This window comes from Noviluteimonas gilva (genome assembly GCF_009740395.1).
Lineage (GTDB): Bacteria > Pseudomonadota > Gammaproteobacteria > Xanthomonadales > Xanthomonadaceae > Noviluteimonas > Noviluteimonas gilva.
This window is the reverse complement of record NZ_WOXT01000001.1, coordinates 744,677-761,942: the sequence shown is the minus strand read 5'-3', so window position 1 is coordinate 761,942 and position 17,266 is coordinate 744,677. Positions and strand designations below refer to the sequence as shown.

The window sequence follows — 17,266 nt, the reverse complement described above, 5'->3', positions numbered from 1 at the left end:
CGCAAATGCGCGTGGATTACGTGGACGACGCGAGCGCCGCGTCGCTCGAAGCCTTGCTCGCGCAGGACGACACGCTGGCCGTGTTCGGTTTCGGCAGCGATGCGCCGGCCGGCGACGATCCGCGTTACCTGCGCGTGCCGCTGCAACCGCATGGCGCCGCGCCGCTGGAAGTGTGGCGCACGCCGGGCCCGGTGCAGGTCGGACAACAGGGCGTGCTGCGCTTCGCCGAATCGGACACCCTGCAGTTCGGCTGGATCGAGATTCCCGAAGCCGACACCGGGCTGGAAGCGGCGAGCGCACGCGCGTACGCGAACCTGTCCGCGTTCGTGCGCACGCGCGGTTTTCCGCATCTGCTGCGCAGCTGGAACTACCTCGACGCGATCACCGAAGGCGAAGGCGACCAGGAACGGTATCGGCGTTTCTGCGTGGGCCGCGCGGCGGGCCTGGGCGAAGTCACGACGGGCACCTTGCCTGCCGCGACCGCGATCGGCCGTTGCGACGGCGTGCGCACGCTGCAGGTGTACTGGCTCGCCGGGCGCGTGCCGGGGACGCCGGTCGAGAATCCGCGCCAGGTGAGCGCGTATCGCTACCCGCGCCAGTACGGCCCGCAGCCGCCGAGTTTCGCGCGTGCGATGGTGCCGCCGTCTTCCGCCATGCCCTTGTTGCTGTCGGGCACGGCGAGCGTGGTCGGCCACGAATCGCGCCACCACGATTGCATCGAATCGCAGCTGTCGGAAACCTTCGCCAACTTCGAAAGCCTCATCGCCGCCGCACGCGCGGTGCGGCCGGAGTTGCCGGCGCGCTTCGGCCCCGATTCGCGTTTGAAGGTGTACGTGCGCGACAGCGCCGCCCTGCCGCGCATCGAGCAGGCGCTGGCCGCACACCTGGATCCGTCGGTGCCGCGCGTGCTGTTGCACGCGGCGGTGTGCCGGCGGGAATTGCGCGTGGAAATCGACGGCGTCCTCTGACGCCACGGAGCGGAACGATGGGTTTGATCAGCTTGATTTGGGGAATCGTGGCGGCGCTGTTCATGTGCATCGCGCTCATCCCGTTGGTCGGTTGGGCCAACTGGCTCGTGATTCCCTTCGCCGCCATCGGTGCGGTCATCGGCGCGATCGGCGTGATGCTCAGCAGCAAGGGCGGCAATGGACGCGCCAAGGCCGGCCTGATCCTCAACGGCATCGTGGTCGTGGTCGCGGTGATTCGCCTGCAAATGGGCGGCGGAATCATTTGATTCATGCGGATGAATGCCCTGAACGGGGGATTCTCTCGTTTCGATTCGTCCGTCTGTCTTCCGTTATCGACCACTCGTCGGCCGAAAAGCATTAAGGGCGCGTGATGTGCGGTCTGCGAACCGCGCGGCGTCTCAACTCGTCCATGTGAAGGCCTTACTGCTGTGCTGCAACGCGGTTTGTGGCCGATCTGCGCCCGCGCGCATTCTCGGTCCCGGCCAGTCGATCCAGCGACAGCACCGACTGGTCTCCGAGTTTTCGGATTTCGCCTACCGGCATCCCGTTCCGCCGGCGGCGCGCCTGTCGCAATTTCAGGACGAAAGGGGTCACCCACATGAAAGGTAAGGCAACCATCGTGTTGGCCAGCATGGTGCTGGTCGGCGCAACCGCCGCGGCGCACGCGGCAAAACCCGATTCCACGCTCGAGCAACGGAACGCGAAAGCCGAATCGATGAAGCAGAAGCGGCATTCGTTCAAGGCCACGCAGCCGCGCACGATGTCCCAGGCCGACGCGACGAAAGTGCGCAAGGCCGGCGGCACGCTCAAGGTGCGCGTCCCCGAAGAACTCTGGTCGACCATGGCCGTGCAACGCGATGCGAACGGCCAGTTGCGCGTGATCGAAACCGACGGCACGCAAGCCCCCGCCGCCACGACGGAGGGACTGCCGAATGAATAAGTCCGTCCTCTCCCTCGCCGTCGCCATCGGCATCGCGCTGACCGGCATGGCCCACGCCGGCGACATCGTCCCGGTGAACTTCGACGACCCCAACGAGGGTTACAACGACACCACCGCCGCGGCCCCCGTCGCCGGCAACCCGGGCACCTCGCTCGGCCAGCAGCGCCAGATCGTCGCGCAATTCGCGGCCGATCTGTGGGGCACGATCCTGGTCAGCGACGTGCCGGTCTACGTCGGCGCGCAGTTCAATCCGCTCGCACCGAACGTGCTCGGCTCGGCCGGCGCGACCTACATCTTCAGCGACTTCCCGGGCGCGGTGCCCAACACGTGGTACAGCGCGGCGCTCGCCGAATCGCTGGTGGGCGAAGACCTCACCGAAGGCGACATCGACATCATTTCGCAGTTCAGCTCGAACTTCGCGTTCTACTACGGCCTGGACGGCAACACGCCCGCCGGGCAGCTCAGCTTCCTCGACGTGGTGATGCACGAGTTCGGCCACGGCCTGGGCTTCCAGAACTTCGAAAGCGAAGCGACGGGCCAGTTCCAGTCGGGCATTCCGGACATCTATTCGCGCTTCACCTACGACAACACGCAGAACCTGTTCTGGCCGCAGATGACGGTCGCGCAACGCCAGGCCTCGGCGCTCAACTACGGCAACGTGGTGTTCACCGGCGCGGCGGCGGTCAACGGCGCGGCCCTCACCCTCGGTCCGCGCACGGGCTTCCGCGTCACGGCGCCCGCGGGTGTCGCCGGCTTCTACGAGTACGGGACCGCGAGCTTCGGCGCGGCGCCCACGCCAGCGAACTTCAACGGCACGGCGATCGTCGCCACCGATGATGCGAATGCGGCGGGGCCGTCGACGACCGATGGTTGCACGGCGATCACCAACGCTTCGGCGATCGCGGGCAACATCGCCATCGTCGATCGCGGCGGTTGCGGCTTCGCGATCAAAGCCGCGATCGTGCAGGCCGCGGGTGCGACCGGCATGATCGTCGCCAACAATGCCCCGGGCAATCCGCCGCCGGGCATGGGCGGTGTCGATCCGACGGTCACGATCCCCGCGATCAGCGTCACGCAGCCCGACGGCACGCTCCTGAAAGCCAACGCGCCGCTGACGGTGGGCTTCGCCGTCGATCCTGCGTTCCGCCAGGGTGCGGACAACGCGGGTCGCCCGCGCCTGTACATGCCCAACCCGGTCGCGCCGGGCTCGTCGGGTTCGCACTACGACACGGCGCTCTCGCCGAATGCGCTGATGGAACCTGCCATCAACGATTCGCTGAACGCCGCGCTGTTGATCGACAACTCGGCCAACCTGCTGAAGGACACCGGCTGGCGCATCAACACCGGCACCGCGCAGATCAACGGGTGCAACACCGAGGTGAAGGTCATCACCGACGCGGGCGTCATCACCGGCGCGAACGTCGTGGCGACCAGCAAGCTGATCGCGCGGACCTCGGCCAACAAGGACCAGTACATGGCCCGCATGGAGACCTATCGCGACGGCCTCGTCGCCGCGGGGCTCGTGTCCGGTCGCCAGGGCGGCAAGATCATGTCCTGCGCCGCGAAGGTCGCGGGCCTGCCGAAGAAGTAATCGGCACGACGCGTTGTTCCAACCAGACCGGCGCCTTCGGGCGCCGGTCTTTTTTTCGGGGGGGTATCATGCGCCCCCATGACCTACCCCTTCGTCCGCCCGCGGCGCATGCGTCGCGACGAGTTCTCGCGCCGCCTGATGCGCGAGCATGTCCTGTCCACGAACGACCTGATCTACCCGGTCTTCGTGCATGAGCTGAAGGGCCGCGCCGCGGTCGCGTCGATGCCCGGCATCGAACGCGTGTCGATCGACGAACTGCTGCGCGTGGCCGAAGAGGCGAGCAACCTGCGCGTTCCCGCGCTCGCCTTGTTCCCCGTGACCGCACCCGATGCCAAGTCGCTCACCGCCGAAGCGGCGTGGTACGACGATGGCCTGGTGCAGCGTTCGATCCGCGCGCTGAAGGATCGTTTCCCGGAACTGGGCGTCATCACCGACGTCGCGCTCGATCCCTACACCTCGCACGGGCAGGACGGCCTGGTCGACGAAAACGGGTATGTCGTCAACGACGACACCGTCGAAGCGCTGGTGAAGCAGGCGCTGTCGCATGCACGCGCGGGTGCGGACGTGGTCGCGCCGTCGGACATGATGGACGGCCGCATCGGCGCCATCCGCGGTGCGCTGGAAATGGACGGACACATCCACACGCGCATCCTCGCCTACAGCGCGAAGTACGCATCGAGTTTCTACGGCCCGTTCCGCGACGCCGTCGGCTCGGCCGGCGCGCTCGGCAAGGGCAACAAGTTCACCTACCAGATGGACCCGGCGAACAGCGACGAGGCGCTGCGCGAAGTCGCGCTCGACCTCGAGGAAGGCGCCGACATGATCATGGTGAAGCCCGGCCTGCCCTACCTCGACATCGTGCGCCGGGTGAAGGACGCATTCGGCGCGCCGACCTTCGTCTACCAGGTGAGCGGCGAGTACGCGATGTTGCGCGCGGCGATCGCCAACGGCTGGTTGGACGAGCGCGGTTGCGTGCTCGAAGCGCTCACCTCGATCAAGCGCGCCGGTGCGGACGGTGTCCTGACCTACTTCGCGCTCGACGCGGCGCGCTGGTTGCGCGAGGCCTGACCGGCGCCGGGGCCCGGCCCCTCCGTCGACGCCGCCAAGACGCCGGCTGTGCGACATTCGGCGCACTCGGCCAAGGTTGGCCGCGCGCCGGTGGGGCTCCCGTTGGTCGGGACAGCCCACCCGGGAAAAGGCGGGGCGCCTTTCGAGGGAATCCGTGATGAGCAAGCATTTCGCGGTGTTCGGCCACCCGGTCGCGCACTCGCTCTCGCCGAAGATCCACGCCGCCTTCGGCAAGCAAACCGGCATTCCGATCGACTACCGCGCGATCGACGCCGAGCCCGGCCAATTCGTGCACGCGCTGTCCGACTTCATCGCCATGGGCGGCGTCGGCGCGAATGTGACACTGCCGTTGAAACAGGTCGCCTTCACCCTCTGCGATGACCTCACCGAACGCGCGCGCCGCGCGGGCGCGGTGAACACGCTCGTTCGCAACGGGGATACCTGGCACGGCGACAACACCGACGGCGCGGGCCTGGTCCGCGACCTCACCGATCGCCACGCGCTCGACCTGCGCGCGCGCCGCACCTTGCTGCTCGGCGCCGGCGGCGCCGCGCGCGGTGTCGCACCCGCGTTGCTCGATGCGGGCATCGGCGATCTGTATATCGTCAATCGCACGCCGCAGCGCAGCGACGCGCTCGCCGATGCGCTCGGCGAACCGGGCCGCGTGCATCCGCGTTATCTCAACGACATCGCGTCCTACGGCGAGTTCGACCTGATCATCAATGCGACCTCGGCCGCGCGCGACGGGCAGATCCCGGCGCTTCCGCGCAGCATCGTCGGTCGCCGTTGTGCGGCCGTCGATCTCAATTACGGAGAGGCCGCGATTCCGTTCCTCGCCTGGGCACGCGCCGCAGGCTGCCACGATGTCGTCGATGGCCTGGGCATGCTGGTCGAACAGGCGGCGGAAAGTTTCGCGCGCTGGCATGGCGTGCGGCCGGAAACCGATGCGGTGTATGCGATGTTGTTGTCGCACCACGATGCGTTGGTGACGGCGGACTGAAGCCTAGAGCGCGCCGTCGCGCTTGATCGCGAGGTAACGTTCGACGAGCGCGGCGGGGAGCTGGTCGCACGTCACGTCGAGCACCTGGACATGCTGGCTGCGCAGCGCATCGTGCGCGGCCTTGCGCTGGTCGAGATAACGCGCAGCCGCCGCCGCACGCAAGGCGCCGGGCAGATCGTCGGTCGCGCTTTCGAGCGCGGCGTCGAGCGCTTCCTCGCGCAGGCTCGCGACGACGACGCGATGCCGGCGCTGCAACATGCGCACCGCGGCCAGCAGGTCGTCGATGTCTTCGTCGCGCAGGTTGGTCACGAGCATGATCAGCCCGCGGCGCGTCTGGCGCGTCGCGAGTTCGGACGCGGCGGCGAGATAGTCGGTGGCCACCGCGCGCGGCTGCACGTCGTAGCTCGCCTGCAGCAGCGTGTCGATCGCGGCCATGCCGCGTTGCGGCGCGACCCAACGCTGGTCGCCCCCCGTCGCGAGCAAACCGACCGCATCGCCCTGGCGCAGCGCGACGTAGGACACCACGAGCGCGGCATCGAGGACGCGATCGAAATGCGTGAGCTCGCCGTCGCGCGCCAGCATGCGGCGGCCGGTGTCCATCACGACGATGAGTTGCTGGTTGCGTTCCTCCTGGTACTCGCGCGAGATCAGGCGGCGCATGCGCGAAGTCGCTTTCCAATCCACCTGGCGCAGGCTGTCGCCGACGCGGTAATCGCGCATCTGGTGGAAATCGGTGCCTTCGCCGCGGCGGCGCTTGAGATGCGCACCGACCAAGCGCGAGGCCTGGTCGGCGCTGAGCATCGCCAACCGCGTGAGCGGCGCGAAGTTCGGGAACACGCGCACCGAGCGCGCGGTGCCTGCGACGAGTGCGCGACGCCACAAACGCCACGGCGAATGCAGGCGCACGTGCACGCCTTCGAACACGTGGTCGCCGCGTTCGATCGGCTTGAGTGTGTAGGCGAAGGTCGCGCTTGTGCCGGGCTGCAGCGTCAGCGAACGCGGCAATCCCTGCGCGGCCCACGCACCGGGATGCAGATCGTGCACGTCCATGCGCAGCGGCGCGCCGCCGTTGTCGATCTGCAATTGCACTTCGCGTTCGACGCCGAGCGCGAGCGCGTCGGGCACGTGGCGCGCGATGTCCGGCACCGCGCGACGATGCAGACGCCACCCGTCGACGAGCAACACGCACAGCAACGCGCCGCCAACGAGCGTCCATGCCAGCGACGGCACGAGCGACGCGCTCGCGAGTGCGCCCACCAGCGCCCACGCGAACAACGCCCACAGCAGGGGCAGTGCGGGTCTCACTGGCGCGGCGCTTCCACCTTGGCGAGCAGCGCGTGCAGCACGTCGTCCGACGACTGCCCTTCGATTTGCAGTTCCGGCGCGAGCGCGATGCGATGGCGCAGGGCCGGCTTCGCGATTTCGCGGATGTCGTCGGGCGTGACGAAGTCGCGGCTGGCGATCACCGCCTGCGCGCGTGCGGTGCGCACCAGCGCGATGCTGCCGCGCGGGCCCGCGCCGAGCGCGATGCCCGGCCACTTGCGCGTCGCGGCGACCACGCGCACGGCGTAGTCGATGACCGTCGGATCCACGCGCACCGCAGCGGTGCCCAGTTGCAGGCGCACGATGTCGCCGTCGGCGACGACGCGATGCACGCTCGCCAGGTCGAAGTCCGACGCCATGCGTCCTTCACTCACCGCGGCGACCATGCGCTTTTCGTCGACAAGGCTCGGATAGCCGATCAGCAGCTTGAGCAGGAAGCGGTCGAGCTGCGCTTCGGGCAGCGGATACGTGCCTTCGAGCTCGAGCGGGTTCTGCGTGGCGAGCGTCATGAACGGCGGCGCGAGCGGGAAGCTCTGCCCTTCGATGGTGACCTGCTGTTCCTGCATCGCTTCGAGCAACGCCGATTGCGTCTTCGCCGGTGCGCGGTTGATTTCGTCGGCGAGCAGCAGGTTGGTGAACACCGGGCCGCGGCGCACCTGGAAGCGTTCGGTCTTCGGATCAAAGACCGCGTGGCCGCTGATGTCGCTCGGCATCAGGTCGGGCGTGAACTGCACGCGCGCATGGTTGCAGCCCAGCGCCTGCGCCAGTGCGCGCACGAGCAAGGTCTTGCCCAGGCCGGGCACGCCTTCGAGCAGCACGTGGCCGCCGGCGAGCAGCGCGACGATCACCTGGTCGAGCACGGCGTCCTGGCCGATGAAGGCCTTGGCGACTTCATCGCGGATCGCGGCGGCCTGCGCGACGAGCGCATCGCCGGTGATCGCAGTGGAAGGAACAACCGGCGCGGCCGGCGTGGCGATGTCGTTCATGTGTGTCGTCCCAGGGCAATGAGGCGGGCGATGCGGTAACGGAAATCCTTGGCGTCGAACGGGCGCGGCGAGCGCAGCGCGTCGGCGATGTCGGCGGCGGGCAAACCGGTGCGTTGTGCGAGCAGGTCGGCCTGCGCCTGGCCTTCGAGCGCGGCGGCGATCGCGTCCTTGCGGCGCAGGCGCGCGAGCACGTGTGCGCGCAGGGCCGAATGCAGCAGGTGCGCGCGACCGTAGCGATAAAGATGGTCGCCGGTGGCCTGCACGTGTTCGAGCAGCGAGCGGCGCGCATCCGGCGGCGAGGGCAGGCGCGGGCCGAAGCGTTGCATGCGCATCCACAGCCACGCCGCGATGCACAGCGCCAGTGCGACGAGGACGCGCCACGCGTTTTCGGCGAGCAGGCGCCACAACGACGGCATGTCGGAGGCGTAGATGAGGTGGAACGTGCCGCGGCCCCAGTTGGGCTGGAGCCATTGGCGGACGAACGCGGCGTTGGCGTTGGCGTTGGCGTTGGCGTTGGCGTTGGCGTCGGCGTTGGCGCGGGTCAGCTGCGGCGTCCGTGCGCCGTCGAGCGACGCGACGACATCGAGCGTGCCCTGGCCATGCGCGAAGCGTGCGAACGCGACGCCCTCCGCATCGCCCCAGACGAGCGTGGGCGTGGACGCCTTCGCGAGCGCGAACCGGTCCATGCACATCACGTTCTCGGCGTTCTTCTTCTCGTGGTCCTTCTTGGCCTTCAGCACCGTGCGCACGCGCAGGCACACATCATCGACGAACGTATGCATGCCGACGCCGAAGCCATCGAGCAACGGCACGCGGCGTTCTTCATCGAGCATCGTCATCGGCACCTGCACAACCAGATGACCGCCGCGCGCGACGTGCGCACGCAAGGCATCGGATTCGCGGCGCGACAGGCGCGCGGGATCGGCGAGGATCAGGACCGTGTCGCCCGCCTGCAGCGGATGTTTGTCGTCGAACAGATGCGGCCGCGAGTGCACGCGTTGCCGCTCGCGCTGCAACGCGACCTTGAGCGCATACAGCGGGTTGTAGACGGCCTCGCCCTTGGGCGGAAGCGGGAGATCGATGGCCTTGCGTTCGAACGACTGCAGGAACCACGCGGCGACCAAGCCGATGGCAGCGACGGCGACCAGGCCGAAGATGATCTGCCTGCCGCGCGTCATGCCGCCCACCCGAAGCGCGTGGAGGCCAGCGACAACAGCGATTCGAATTCGTAATGCGCCGGCATGCGATCGGCGTAAGCAGCGTATTGCCAAGTGCGCACGACGCGCGCGAAGGCGTCGCGGTCTTCCGACGCGTTGAATGCACGTGAGGCACGCAGGCACTCGGCTTCGGTCGCGCCGGGGACGAGCGTCGCGCCGGTGCGGGCGACCATGCTCTCCACGCTCGCGCGATACAGCAACGCGAGCGCGCGACGCGCGAGGCCCTGCGTCCACAGGGCGCGCGCGGCGGTGGGAACGTCGTCGGGCAAGGCTTCGTCGTGGTCGATCGGCGCGGTGTCGATCGCCGAGGGTTGCGCGTGGTGCTGCGGGGCCATCGATCGCAACCACGGCCACCAGGTGCGGAACGTCCAGGCCAGCAGCGCGATCAGCAGGCCCGCGACGATCCACAACGCGTACTTCACGATCCCGCCGATCACGCTGGCGATGAACATCGCGATCGGGCTTGCGTCGGCGTCGATCTTCTTGCGCTGCTTGTCGCGCGGCACCCACATCGTGCGGCGTTCGACCGGATGCAGCAGCGGGTCCTTCTTGACCGCCTTGACGGATTTCTCGAAGCCGGACGGCGCGACGTACTGATCGCCCAGCGCTTCGGGCAAGGTCGGCGCATCGCGCTTCGCCGGCGCGGCCATCGCCGGGCGCTCGGGCGAGATCGCCAGGCCCAACGCGATGCAGGCGATGAGCAACGTACCGCCGAGGCGTTCGCGCAGGCGACGGAACGCGAGCTCGACGTCCCACGCTTCCAACTGCGTGCGGCGATTGAGATACAGGCCGAAACCGGCGCCGATGTAGAAGGGCTCGAGCAACAGCGACGGAATGTAATAGAGCGACGCCATCGCCAGCTGGAGCCACGTGGACTGCAGGAGCGCCGAGACGCCGAACTGCTCGGCCAATTCGCCCCAGGCTTCGACCGGCATGAACATCGGCACGAGCGCGATCATGCCGAGGAGGAAGGCCGTCTCGAAATGCACAAATGCGACGGTCAGCCAGGCCGCCACGCCGCGCGCCGAGCCGCCGATGACATTGCGTCGTTCGCGCTTCTGCGTGCCGCCTTCGAGCAGGTCGACCGGCATGTACAACGCGCGATACGGGCTCAGCCGGCGCCATGTCAGGTAGTGCCACATCCAGCGCCAACCCCAGGTGCGCTGCGCGGCGAGTGTTTCGCGCACGCTCGGCACCGCACCGAAGACGGCGCGCGAGACGACGAACAGCGGCACGCGATCGAAGATCGGCTTCAACCACCAGTACGCGATGCCGACCCACTGCAATTGGTCGAGCCAGAGGAGCACCGCGCACAACGCGACGAACACCGGCAACGTGAGCAGCACGTACGGAATCCAGATCGCGCGTGCATGCGTGCGCACGAGCGCGGTGCCGAGTTCGACGGCTTCCCACGACGAACGCGGGCGCAATTCGACGGAGATCTGGTCAATCCGCATCGGGCAAGCCCCGGCCGCCGAAGGCGAGCCACGCGAACACCAGCGTCCACAACACGCCCGCGACCGAGTACATCAACGTCGCGGGCAAGGTCGCCATCGACGACCAGAAGGCTTCGATGAACGCGGCGATCAACAACATCAGTGCGACGCCCAGGCACAACAGCGCACCCCGCTTGCCACCCGCGATGAGCGCATCGACGCGGCTGCGCTGCCCCGGCGCGATGACGTCCAGCCCGAGCCGCAGGCCCGCGCCGCCGGCGATCACGATCGCGGTGAGTTCGAAGCTGCCGTGCCCGACGACGAAGCGCCACAGATACGGGCCGAGGCCCACGTTCTGCAGGTGCCCCGCGATCGCGCCGAAGAACACGCCGTTGAACACCATCATGAAGATGCTGCCGATGCCGGCCAGCAAGCCCGCGGCGAAGGTGCGCAGGCCGATCGTCACGTTGTTGAAGATGTACAGGCCGAACATGCCGACGTCGGTGCCGGTTTCGCGCCCGATCTTGCCGGTGGCTTCGGCCGACGAATACATCGTTTCGACTTCGGCGAGTTGCTCGTGCCCGAGCACGCTCGACGCAAGTTCGGGATGCACGCGCACGAGCACGAAGATGCCGACGAGCGGCACCACGAAACACACGAGCGCGACCAGCATGCACGCCCATTGCGCGCGCACCAGGCGCGGAAACTCGGCGAGGAAGAAACGCGGGATGCGCGACCAGCGCGGCGGCGCGGCGCGATACAGCGCGGTGTGCCCGCGTTGCATCAGGTGTTGCAGGCGATCCACGACCGCCGGGCTGTAGTTGCGGCGACGCGCAAGACCGAGCTGCTGGCACAGGCGGCGATACGCGTGCGGCACGTCTTCGTCGGGCAATCCGCGCCACGTGCGGTCGTTGCGCGCCATGCGCGGGCTTTTCGCACGCGCTTCGAGCCACGCTTCGAAGTCGTTCCACTCCGCGCCGAAGCGCGCGACGAACTGTTCCTGTCTCATCGGCGGCCCAACAACCAGTTGGCGATGCCCGCCAGGCGACGCACGCCGAGATCGCCGCGCGCGCCGGTCGCGACTTCCGCGATGTCGGCCAGTTCGCGCTGGCGTTCGGGCGTCAGGCGCGGTGCGCGTTCGGCGAAGGCGATGACCGCCGCCTGCTCCGCCGGACGCAGCGGCACCGTGGGTCCGTGCGCTTCGACTTCAACCAGCGGCGGTCGCGTGCGTTCGTTCGCCACATGCACGACCACCGTGTGCGCGACCATGTCGCCGAGGCGACGGCCGTGCGGATCGGCGAGCGTCGAAATCAAACCGACGGTGTAACCGAAGGGCAGCATGTCGACGGTGCGCAGCAGGTTGCGCACGATCGCCGCAATCCAACCGACGGGCGCGCCGTCGGCGGAGACCACGCGCAATTCCATCACGCGCTTGCCGGGCGTCTGCCCGTTGAAGGCGCCTTCGCACACGATGGGATACGCCCACATCAGCCCGAAGAGCACGATCGCGTACAACCCCGAACCGACCGCCTCCAACGCGGCGAGGATCGTGGCCGCCGCAATTGCAAGCGACGTGCGGATTGCCATGTCGAGCGCCCAGGCGAGCGCGCGCGGCACCGGCCCGGCGGTGGGCAGGCGCAGCGCGACGCCTTCGGGCGTGTGGACTTCGCGAACGGTGTCGAGCATGCCGCGGGACTACGACGACGCGATCAGACGTCGACGACGATCGTGTCTGCGATCTTGTCGTGCAGCGTACGGCGGTCGTCGGCGAAGATGAAGAGCGGATCGGCGATGCTGAAGAGCGGGCCGACGAGGGGAATCGCACCGATCAGGCCCGGCACCAGGCTGCGCAGCGCGACGATGCGGCCGAGGCCGGCGCGGCTGCCGTCGCTGCGAACAATGCGGATGCCCAGCCAACGCTTCGCGATCGTCTGGCCGGTCTTGTACAACTGCACCAGGTTGACGATACCGATGATCAAGCCCAGTACCACCGCAATGGCGATGAACGGAACGGACGACTTGGAACCGGTCGCATCGGAAATCATTGCGGTCGGTACGGCGGCGAGGCCGATGGCCACGGCGTAGATCAGGACGTCGAGGAACTGCGCGGCCAGGCGCTTGCCCCGCCCCGCAAGCACGAATTCTTCGGTGGCGTAATACGTTTGTTCGATGCGCGCGCCCGGCGCGGCGTACGGATTGACGCCGTTGGTGTCCTGCATGGTGTTTCCCCTGATGTTCGATCTTTCCCCGCCGCTACTTTGGACTGCCGCGGGGCGAGCCGCAACTCAAGGCGCGGGCGTGGCGAGGTACTGATCCTTCAGGCGGATGTAGTGGCCGGCGGAGTAATAAAGCGCCTCGATTTCCGCATCCGACAGCATCCGCACGCGCTTGGCCGGATTGCCCAGCCACAACTCGCCGGTGCCGACCACCTTGCCCGGCGCCACCAGCGCGCCTGCGCCGACGAAGCCGTGTTTCTCGATGATGGCGCCATCCAGCACGATCGCGCCCATGCCGATCAGCGCGGCATCTTCGATGCGGCACGCATGCACGATCGCTTTGTGACCAATGGTCACGTCGCTCCCGATAACGGTCGCGAATCCACCGAGCTTCGCGTGCGGCCCGTCGTGGCTCACGTGGATGATCGTGCCGTCCTGCACGTTGGTGCGCGCGCCGATGCGGATGAAGTTCACGTCTCCGCGCACGACCGTGCCGGGCCAGAGCGAGACATCGTCGCCCAGCACGACATCGCCGATGACGGTGGCCGCGGGATCGACGTAGACGCGCTCGCCGAGGACGGGCAGGTGGCTGGAATAGGGACGAATGGACATGCGGCCATTGTAAGGACTGCTGCGCATACACTGCCCGCATGAACGAAATGAATGCCCCGTCGCCCGCACTGGCGGAGCTCGGCCCCACGCTGGAGCGGCTGCGCACGGCCTGGCGCGCGAACAAGCCCAGCCCGGACCAGCGCCACGCCGATCTCGGCCGCCTGCGGCACGTGTTCGCACGGCGGCTGGAGGCGATGGACGCCGCGATCCGCGCCGACTTCGGGCATCGCTCGCCGCACGAGAACCTCATCTCCGAGGCGATGGTGACGCTCGCGGAAATCGACCTGGCGCGCCGCAAGCTGCGCCGCTGGGCGAAGCCGCGGCGCGTGGGCGTCGGCTGGAAATTCTGGCCCGCGCGTGCGGAGTTGCGGCCGATGCCCGTGGGTGTCGTCGGCATCATCAGTCCGTGGAATTACCCGGTGAACCTCGCGCTCGTGCCGCTGGTATCGGCGATCGCGGCGGGCAACCACGTGTATCTCAAGCCGTCGGAACACACGCCGCGCACGAGCGAATTCCTGCGCGAATTGCTGGCCGAAGTGTTTCCCGCCGATCGCGTGTCGGTCGCGGTGGGCGGTGCGGATGTCGGCGCCGCGTTTTCCGCGCTGCCCTTCGACCATCTGTTGTTCACCGGTTCGACCGCGGTCGGCCGCAAGGTGATGGCCGCCGCCGCGCCCAACCTCACGCCCGTCACGCTCGAACTCGGCGGCAAGGCGCCGGCGGTGGTCGCGGCGGATTTCCCGCTGGAACTCGCCGCCGCGCGCATCGCGAGCGGAAAGTGGTTCAACGCGGGGCAGACGTGCATCGGCGTGGATTACGCGCTGGTGGATGCCGCGCGACGCGATGCCTTCGTCGAAGCGATACGTTCGCAAGTGACGGCGCGCTTCGGCGATCTGTCGGATGCATCGAACTACACGCGCATCATCAACACCGCGCAGTTCGACCGGTTGCAGGGCTTGCTCGCCGATGCGCGTGCGCGCGGCGCGACGGTGCTGCCGCTCATCGACATCGCACCCGAGCGCATGCAGGCCGAGCGCCTGATGCCGCCGACCATCGTGCTCGATGCGCCGGACGACAGCGACCTGATGCGCCATGAGATCTTCGGCCCGATTCTTCCGGTGAAGACGTATGCGCGCCTGGACGATGCGTTGTCGTACATCGGCACGCATGATCGGCCGTTGGCGTTGTATCCGTTCTCCAATGAGCGCGCGACGGTCGAGCGCATCGTCGATGCGACGCTGGCCGGCGGCGTCACCGTGAACGACACGCTGGTGCATTTCGCGGTCGATACGCTGCCTTTCGGTGGCGTCGGCCCGAGCGGCATGGGCGCGATCCACGGCAAGTCGGGCTTCGATGCCTTCAGCAAGTTGCTGCCGGTGCTTCGCCAGTCGCGGTTTGCGGCGACCGATTTGTTGCGGCCGCCGTACAAGGGATTCGTCGATCGACTGGTGCGCTTCCTCGCGCGCTAGGCCGGTTCGCGCGGATGCACCCAGTTCGGTAGCAGGGTGTAAGGGTCGAGGGCGATTTGCTTGTTGTAGCGCACGCCCGCGGCGTCGAGCCGTCGTTGCATCTGCCCATTGCGCATCGCATCGAACAGATCGGTGCAACCGCCGATGCGTTCCCCGCCGATGAAGATCTGCGGGATGGTCGGCGCGAACTTCGCGCGCAGCACCGCACGGATGTTCACGCCCAGATCGTTTTGCTGGAACGCGACCGAATCCAGGTCGACGCTTTCGTACGCGATGCCCAAGCGCGCGAACAACTTGCGCACCGCCCAGCAGAATTCGCACCACTCCAGCGCGAACAGGACGACGGGTTTGTCGCGCACGACATCGGCGACGAAGGCTTCGGCGCGCGCGTCGAGTGTTTCTTCGGCCGGCGCCTGCGACGGTGCGGGCACCGCGCAAACCGGCGGCGGCGTCGGCTGGTCGAAGCGATAGCCCGGCGTCGAACGCGACAGCGCGACTTCGTCCTCGTCCATCGTTTCGCGGATGTGTTCGAACAACGGTGTCGACATGTAGCGCTCGCCCGTGTCGGGCAGCATGCAGACGATGTTGGTGCCGGGGGCGCTGCGTCGCGCGACATCGAGCGCGGCGACGAGCGTCGCGCCGCTCGACGGGCCGACGAGAATGCCTTCGACCGTCGCCAGTTCGCGCGCCAGGCGCAGCGCTTCGAGGCCGGCGATGGGGACGATTTCGTCGACGAGGTGTTCGTCGCGCGCGGTTTCGGTCAGGCGCGGAATGAAATCGGGCGTCCATCCCTGGATGAGGTGCGGCTGGAAATGCGGGTGGCTGCGGCTGGGCTTGCCGCTCGCATCGCGCGGCTGCGGAATGCCGCTGGCGAGGATCGGCGCGTTGTCCGGTTCGGCGACGACGATGCGGATGTTCGGATCGGTTTGCCGCAACACGCGACCGACGCCGAGCAGCGTGCCGCCCGTGCCCGTCCCCGTCACGAAGCAATGCAAGGTGTCGCCGGCGAAATCGGCGAGGATTTCCTTCGCCGTCGTGCGCATATGGACCTCGGCGTTGGCGGGATTCTCGAACTGGCGGCACAGGAACCAACCGTGCGCTTGGGCGAGTTCGACCGCCTTGGCCAACATGCCAGAGCCTTTCTCCGCGGCGGGCGTCAGCACGACCTTCGCGCCGAGGAAACGCAACAACTTCCGCCGCTCGATGCTGAAGTTCTCCGCCATCACCACGACGAGCGGATAGCCCTTCTGCGCGCACACCATCGCAAGGCCGATGCCGGTGTTGCCGCTGGTCGCTTCGACCACGGTCTGGCCAGGCACGAGCGTGCCGGCGCGTTCGGCGGCTTCGATCACCGCGCGCGCCATGCGGTCCTTGACCGAGCCGAGCGGGTTGAAGGATTCGAGCTTGGCGTAGACGTTGACGCCCGGCGGCGCGAGCTTGCCCAGCCGCACCAGGGGCGTGTTGCCGATCGTGTCGAGTATCGTGTCGTACCGCGCCATGCCGTCTCCGTCACGCCCTGGCCGGGAATGCCCCGGCATCAGGGATCAACGTGATCGCGCGCGCCAAAAGGACCGACTGCTTGAAGATCGCCAGCTGGAACGTCAATTCGCTCAACGTGCGCATGCCGCACCTGTCGCAATGGCTGCGCGAGGCGCAGCCGGACATCGTCGCGCTGCAGGAAACCAAGCTGGAGGACGAGCGCTTCCCCGACTCGGACCTCGCCGCGCTCGGCTACCGCAGCGTGTTCTGCGGGCAGAAGACCTACAACGGCGTGGCACTGCTGAGCCGCCTGCCGTTCAGCAGCAAATGCATCACCGCCATCCCCAATTTCGACGACCCGCAAAAGCGCGTGCTGGCGGCCACCGTCGGCGACCTGCGCATCGTGGATCTGTACGTGGTGAACGGCGAGAGCGTGGGCAGCGCGAAGTTCGAGTACAAGCTGCGCTGGCTCGCCGCCGTGCGTGAATGGCTGCGCGAAGAACTCATCGCGCATCCCAACCTCATCGTGCTGGGCGACTTCAACATCGCGCCCGACGACCGCGACGTGCACGACCCCAAGCGCTGGCGCGAAAAGATCCTGTGCTCCACGCCCGAGCGCGAAGCCTACCGTTCGCTGCTCGATCTCGGCCTGCACGACAGCTTCCGCCTGTTCAACGAAGACGGCGGCCATTTCAGCTGGTGGGATTACCGGCTCGCCGCGTTCCAGCGCGGCTGGGGCCTGCGCATCGACCTGGTCCTGATCAGCGAGGCGTTGAAAGCACGCGCGACGGCAGCGGGCATCGACACCACGCCGCGCACCTGGGAACGGCCGAGCGATCACACGCCGGTGTGGGTGCAGATCGACTGAGTCGCAAAAAACAAAGCCCGGCACGAGGCCGGGCTTGTTTTGCGTCGCGAAGTCCCGGCCATCCATGACCGGGCTTCGCATGCCGTTGAACGTCGT

General features: G+C 67.8%; 17 protein-coding genes and 1 pseudogene. 8 read left to right on the top strand and 10 right to left on the bottom strand.

Annotation, left to right across the window (positions count from 1 at the left end; translation table 11 throughout):
- The first annotated feature begins 5 nt into the window (after window positions 1-5).
- The 6 genes from GN331_RS03510 to aroE all read left to right on the top strand — a co-directional run bounded on the left by GN331_RS03510 (window position 6) and on the right by aroE (window position 5,567).
- Entirely contained in the window at window positions 6-968 is a 963-nt protein-coding gene (locus GN331_RS03510) for a chorismate transformation FkbO/Hyg5 family protein (protein ID WP_156641221.1), read from the top strand.
- 17 nt (window positions 969-985) lie between these two features.
- Entirely contained in the window at window positions 986-1,234 is a 249-nt protein-coding gene (locus tag GN331_RS03505) for a hypothetical protein (RefSeq protein ID WP_156640348.1), read from the top strand.
- 332 nt (window positions 1,235-1,566) lie between these two features.
- Window positions 1,567-1,908: a hypothetical protein gene (locus tag GN331_RS03500; protein WP_156640346.1), complete on the top strand. Its 342-nt coding sequence runs from the start codon at window positions 1,567-1,569 to the stop codon at window positions 1,906-1,908.
- The gene (locus tag GN331_RS03495) at window positions 1,901-3,499 is read left to right on the top strand and encodes a PA domain-containing protein (RefSeq protein WP_156640344.1); all 1,599 of its coding nucleotides are present in this window, start codon (window positions 1,901-1,903) and stop codon (window positions 3,497-3,499) included. The genes GN331_RS03500 and GN331_RS03495 overlap by 8 nt, the downstream gene beginning before the upstream one ends.
- A 78-nt stretch (window positions 3,500-3,577) precedes the next feature.
- Window positions 3,578-4,567 (top strand): porphobilinogen synthase, encoded by a 990-nt coding sequence (gene hemB / locus GN331_RS03490; RefSeq protein WP_156640343.1) that lies wholly within the window; start codon window positions 3,578-3,580, stop codon window positions 4,565-4,567.
- A 154-nt stretch (window positions 4,568-4,721) separates the two neighbouring features.
- Window positions 4,722-5,567: a shikimate dehydrogenase gene (gene aroE, locus GN331_RS03485; protein ID WP_425489261.1), complete on the top strand. Its 846-nt coding sequence runs from the start codon at window positions 4,722-4,724 to the stop codon at window positions 5,565-5,567.
- Window positions 5,568-5,570: 3 nt separating this feature from the next.
- Here the strand turns inward: aroE and GN331_RS03480 are convergent, their stop codons facing one another.
- The 8 genes from GN331_RS03480 to GN331_RS03445 form a co-directional block, all read right to left on the bottom strand.
- A complete protein-coding gene (locus tag GN331_RS03480; protein ID WP_331713351.1) occupies window positions 5,571-6,872 on the bottom strand; it encodes a DUF58 domain-containing protein in 1,302 nt (433 codons plus the stop codon).
- A complete protein-coding gene (locus tag GN331_RS03475; RefSeq protein ID WP_156640340.1) occupies window positions 6,869-7,876 on the bottom strand; it encodes an AAA family ATPase in 1,008 nt (335 codons plus the stop codon). Before GN331_RS03475 ends, GN331_RS03480 begins: the two co-directional genes overlap by 4 nt.
- Window positions 7,873-9,054: a DUF4350 domain-containing protein gene (locus tag GN331_RS16880; RefSeq protein ID WP_156640338.1), complete on the bottom strand. Its 1,182-nt coding sequence runs from the start codon at window positions 9,052-9,054 to the stop codon at window positions 7,873-7,875. Before GN331_RS16880 ends, GN331_RS03475 begins: the two co-directional genes overlap by 4 nt.
- Window positions 9,051-10,550, bottom strand: coding sequence for a DUF4129 domain-containing protein (locus GN331_RS03465; RefSeq protein ID WP_156640336.1), 1,500 nt, complete (start codon window positions 10,548-10,550; stop codon window positions 9,051-9,053). Before GN331_RS03465 ends, GN331_RS16880 begins: the two co-directional genes overlap by 4 nt.
- Window positions 10,540-11,538 (bottom strand): stage II sporulation protein M, encoded by a 999-nt coding sequence (locus GN331_RS03460; RefSeq protein ID WP_156640334.1) that lies wholly within the window; start codon window positions 11,536-11,538, stop codon window positions 10,540-10,542. Before GN331_RS03460 ends, GN331_RS03465 begins: the two co-directional genes overlap by 11 nt.
- Entirely contained in the window at window positions 11,535-12,215 is a 681-nt protein-coding gene (locus GN331_RS03455) for an RDD family protein (protein WP_156640333.1), read from the bottom strand. Before GN331_RS03455 ends, GN331_RS03460 begins: the two co-directional genes overlap by 4 nt.
- A gap of 23 nt (window positions 12,216-12,238) precedes the next feature.
- Window positions 12,239-12,748, bottom strand: a complete 510-nt coding sequence (locus tag GN331_RS03450; RefSeq protein WP_156640331.1) for an RDD family protein — start codon at window positions 12,746-12,748, stop codon at window positions 12,239-12,241.
- Window positions 12,749-12,814: 66 nt separating this feature from the next.
- A complete protein-coding gene (locus tag GN331_RS03445; RefSeq protein WP_156640329.1) occupies window positions 12,815-13,357 on the bottom strand; it encodes a gamma carbonic anhydrase family protein in 543 nt (180 codons plus the stop codon).
- Between the two features lie 38 nt (window positions 13,358-13,395).
- Between GN331_RS03445 and GN331_RS03440 the strand changes: the two genes are divergently transcribed.
- A complete protein-coding gene (locus tag GN331_RS03440) occupies window positions 13,396-14,823 on the top strand; it encodes a coniferyl aldehyde dehydrogenase (RefSeq protein ID WP_425489260.1) in 1,428 nt (475 codons plus the stop codon).
- Here the strand turns inward: GN331_RS03440 and GN331_RS16665 are convergent.
- The gene (locus GN331_RS16665) at window positions 14,820-15,335 is read right to left on the bottom strand and encodes a glutaredoxin (protein ID WP_231734382.1); all 516 of its coding nucleotides are present in this window, start codon (window positions 15,333-15,335) and stop codon (window positions 14,820-14,822) included. The two genes, GN331_RS03440 and GN331_RS16665, sit on opposite strands and share 4 nt — an antisense overlap.
- Window positions 15,315-16,322, bottom strand: a pseudogene (cysK, locus tag GN331_RS03435) (cysteine synthase A); the annotation flags it as partial. The gene GN331_RS16665 and the pseudogene cysK, both read right to left, overlap by 21 nt.
- An 80-nt stretch (window positions 16,323-16,402) precedes the next feature.
- Between cysK and xth the strand changes: the two are divergent.
- Window positions 16,403-17,170 (top strand): exodeoxyribonuclease III, encoded by a 768-nt coding sequence (xth, locus tag GN331_RS03430; protein WP_156640325.1) that lies wholly within the window; start codon window positions 16,403-16,405, stop codon window positions 17,168-17,170.
- Window positions 17,171-17,266 lie beyond the last annotated feature (96 nt).

Excerpts from the sequence above, each read along its gene's own strand:
- GN331_RS03510 (WP_156641221.1), top strand. The coding sequence starts at position 6 with ATGCGCGTGGATTACGTGGACGACGCGAGCGCCGCGTCGCTCGAAGCC.
- GN331_RS03505 (WP_156640348.1), top strand. The coding sequence starts at position 986 with ATGGGTTTGATCAGCTTGATTTGGGGAATCGTGGCGGCGCTGTTCATG.
- GN331_RS03500 (WP_156640346.1), top strand. The coding sequence starts at position 1,567 with ATGAAAGGTAAGGCAACCATCGTGTTGGCCAGCATGGTGCTGGTCGGC.
- GN331_RS03495 (WP_156640344.1), top strand. The coding sequence starts at position 1,901 with ATGAATAAGTCCGTCCTCTCCCTCGCCGTCGCCATCGGCATCGCGCTG.
- hemB (WP_156640343.1), top strand. The coding sequence starts at position 3,578 with ATGACCTACCCCTTCGTCCGCCCGCGGCGCATGCGTCGCGACGAGTTC.
- GN331_RS03475 (WP_156640340.1), bottom strand. The coding sequence starts at position 7,876 with ATGAACGACATCGCCACGCCGGCCGCGCCGGTTGTTCCTTCCACTGCG.
- GN331_RS16880 (WP_156640338.1), bottom strand. The coding sequence starts at position 9,054 with ATGACGCGCGGCAGGCAGATCATCTTCGGCCTGGTCGCCGTCGCTGCC.
- GN331_RS03465 (WP_156640336.1), bottom strand. The coding sequence starts at position 10,550 with ATGCGGATTGACCAGATCTCCGTCGAATTGCGCCCGCGTTCGTCGTGG.
- GN331_RS03460 (WP_156640334.1), bottom strand. The coding sequence starts at position 11,538 with ATGAGACAGGAACAGTTCGTCGCGCGCTTCGGCGCGGAGTGGAACGAC.
- GN331_RS03455 (WP_156640333.1), bottom strand. The coding sequence starts at position 12,215 with ATGCTCGACACCGTTCGCGAAGTCCACACGCCCGAAGGCGTCGCGCTG.
- GN331_RS03450 (WP_156640331.1), bottom strand. The coding sequence starts at position 12,748 with ATGCAGGACACCAACGGCGTCAATCCGTACGCCGCGCCGGGCGCGCGC.
- GN331_RS03445 (WP_156640329.1), bottom strand. The coding sequence starts at position 13,357 with ATGTCCATTCGTCCCTATTCCAGCCACCTGCCCGTCCTCGGCGAGCGC.
- GN331_RS03440 (WP_425489260.1), top strand. The coding sequence starts at position 13,396 with ATGAACGAAATGAATGCCCCGTCGCCCGCACTGGCGGAGCTCGGCCCC.
- GN331_RS16665 (WP_231734382.1), bottom strand. The coding sequence starts at position 15,335 with ATGGACGAGGACGAAGTCGCGCTGTCGCGTTCGACGCCGGGCTATCGC.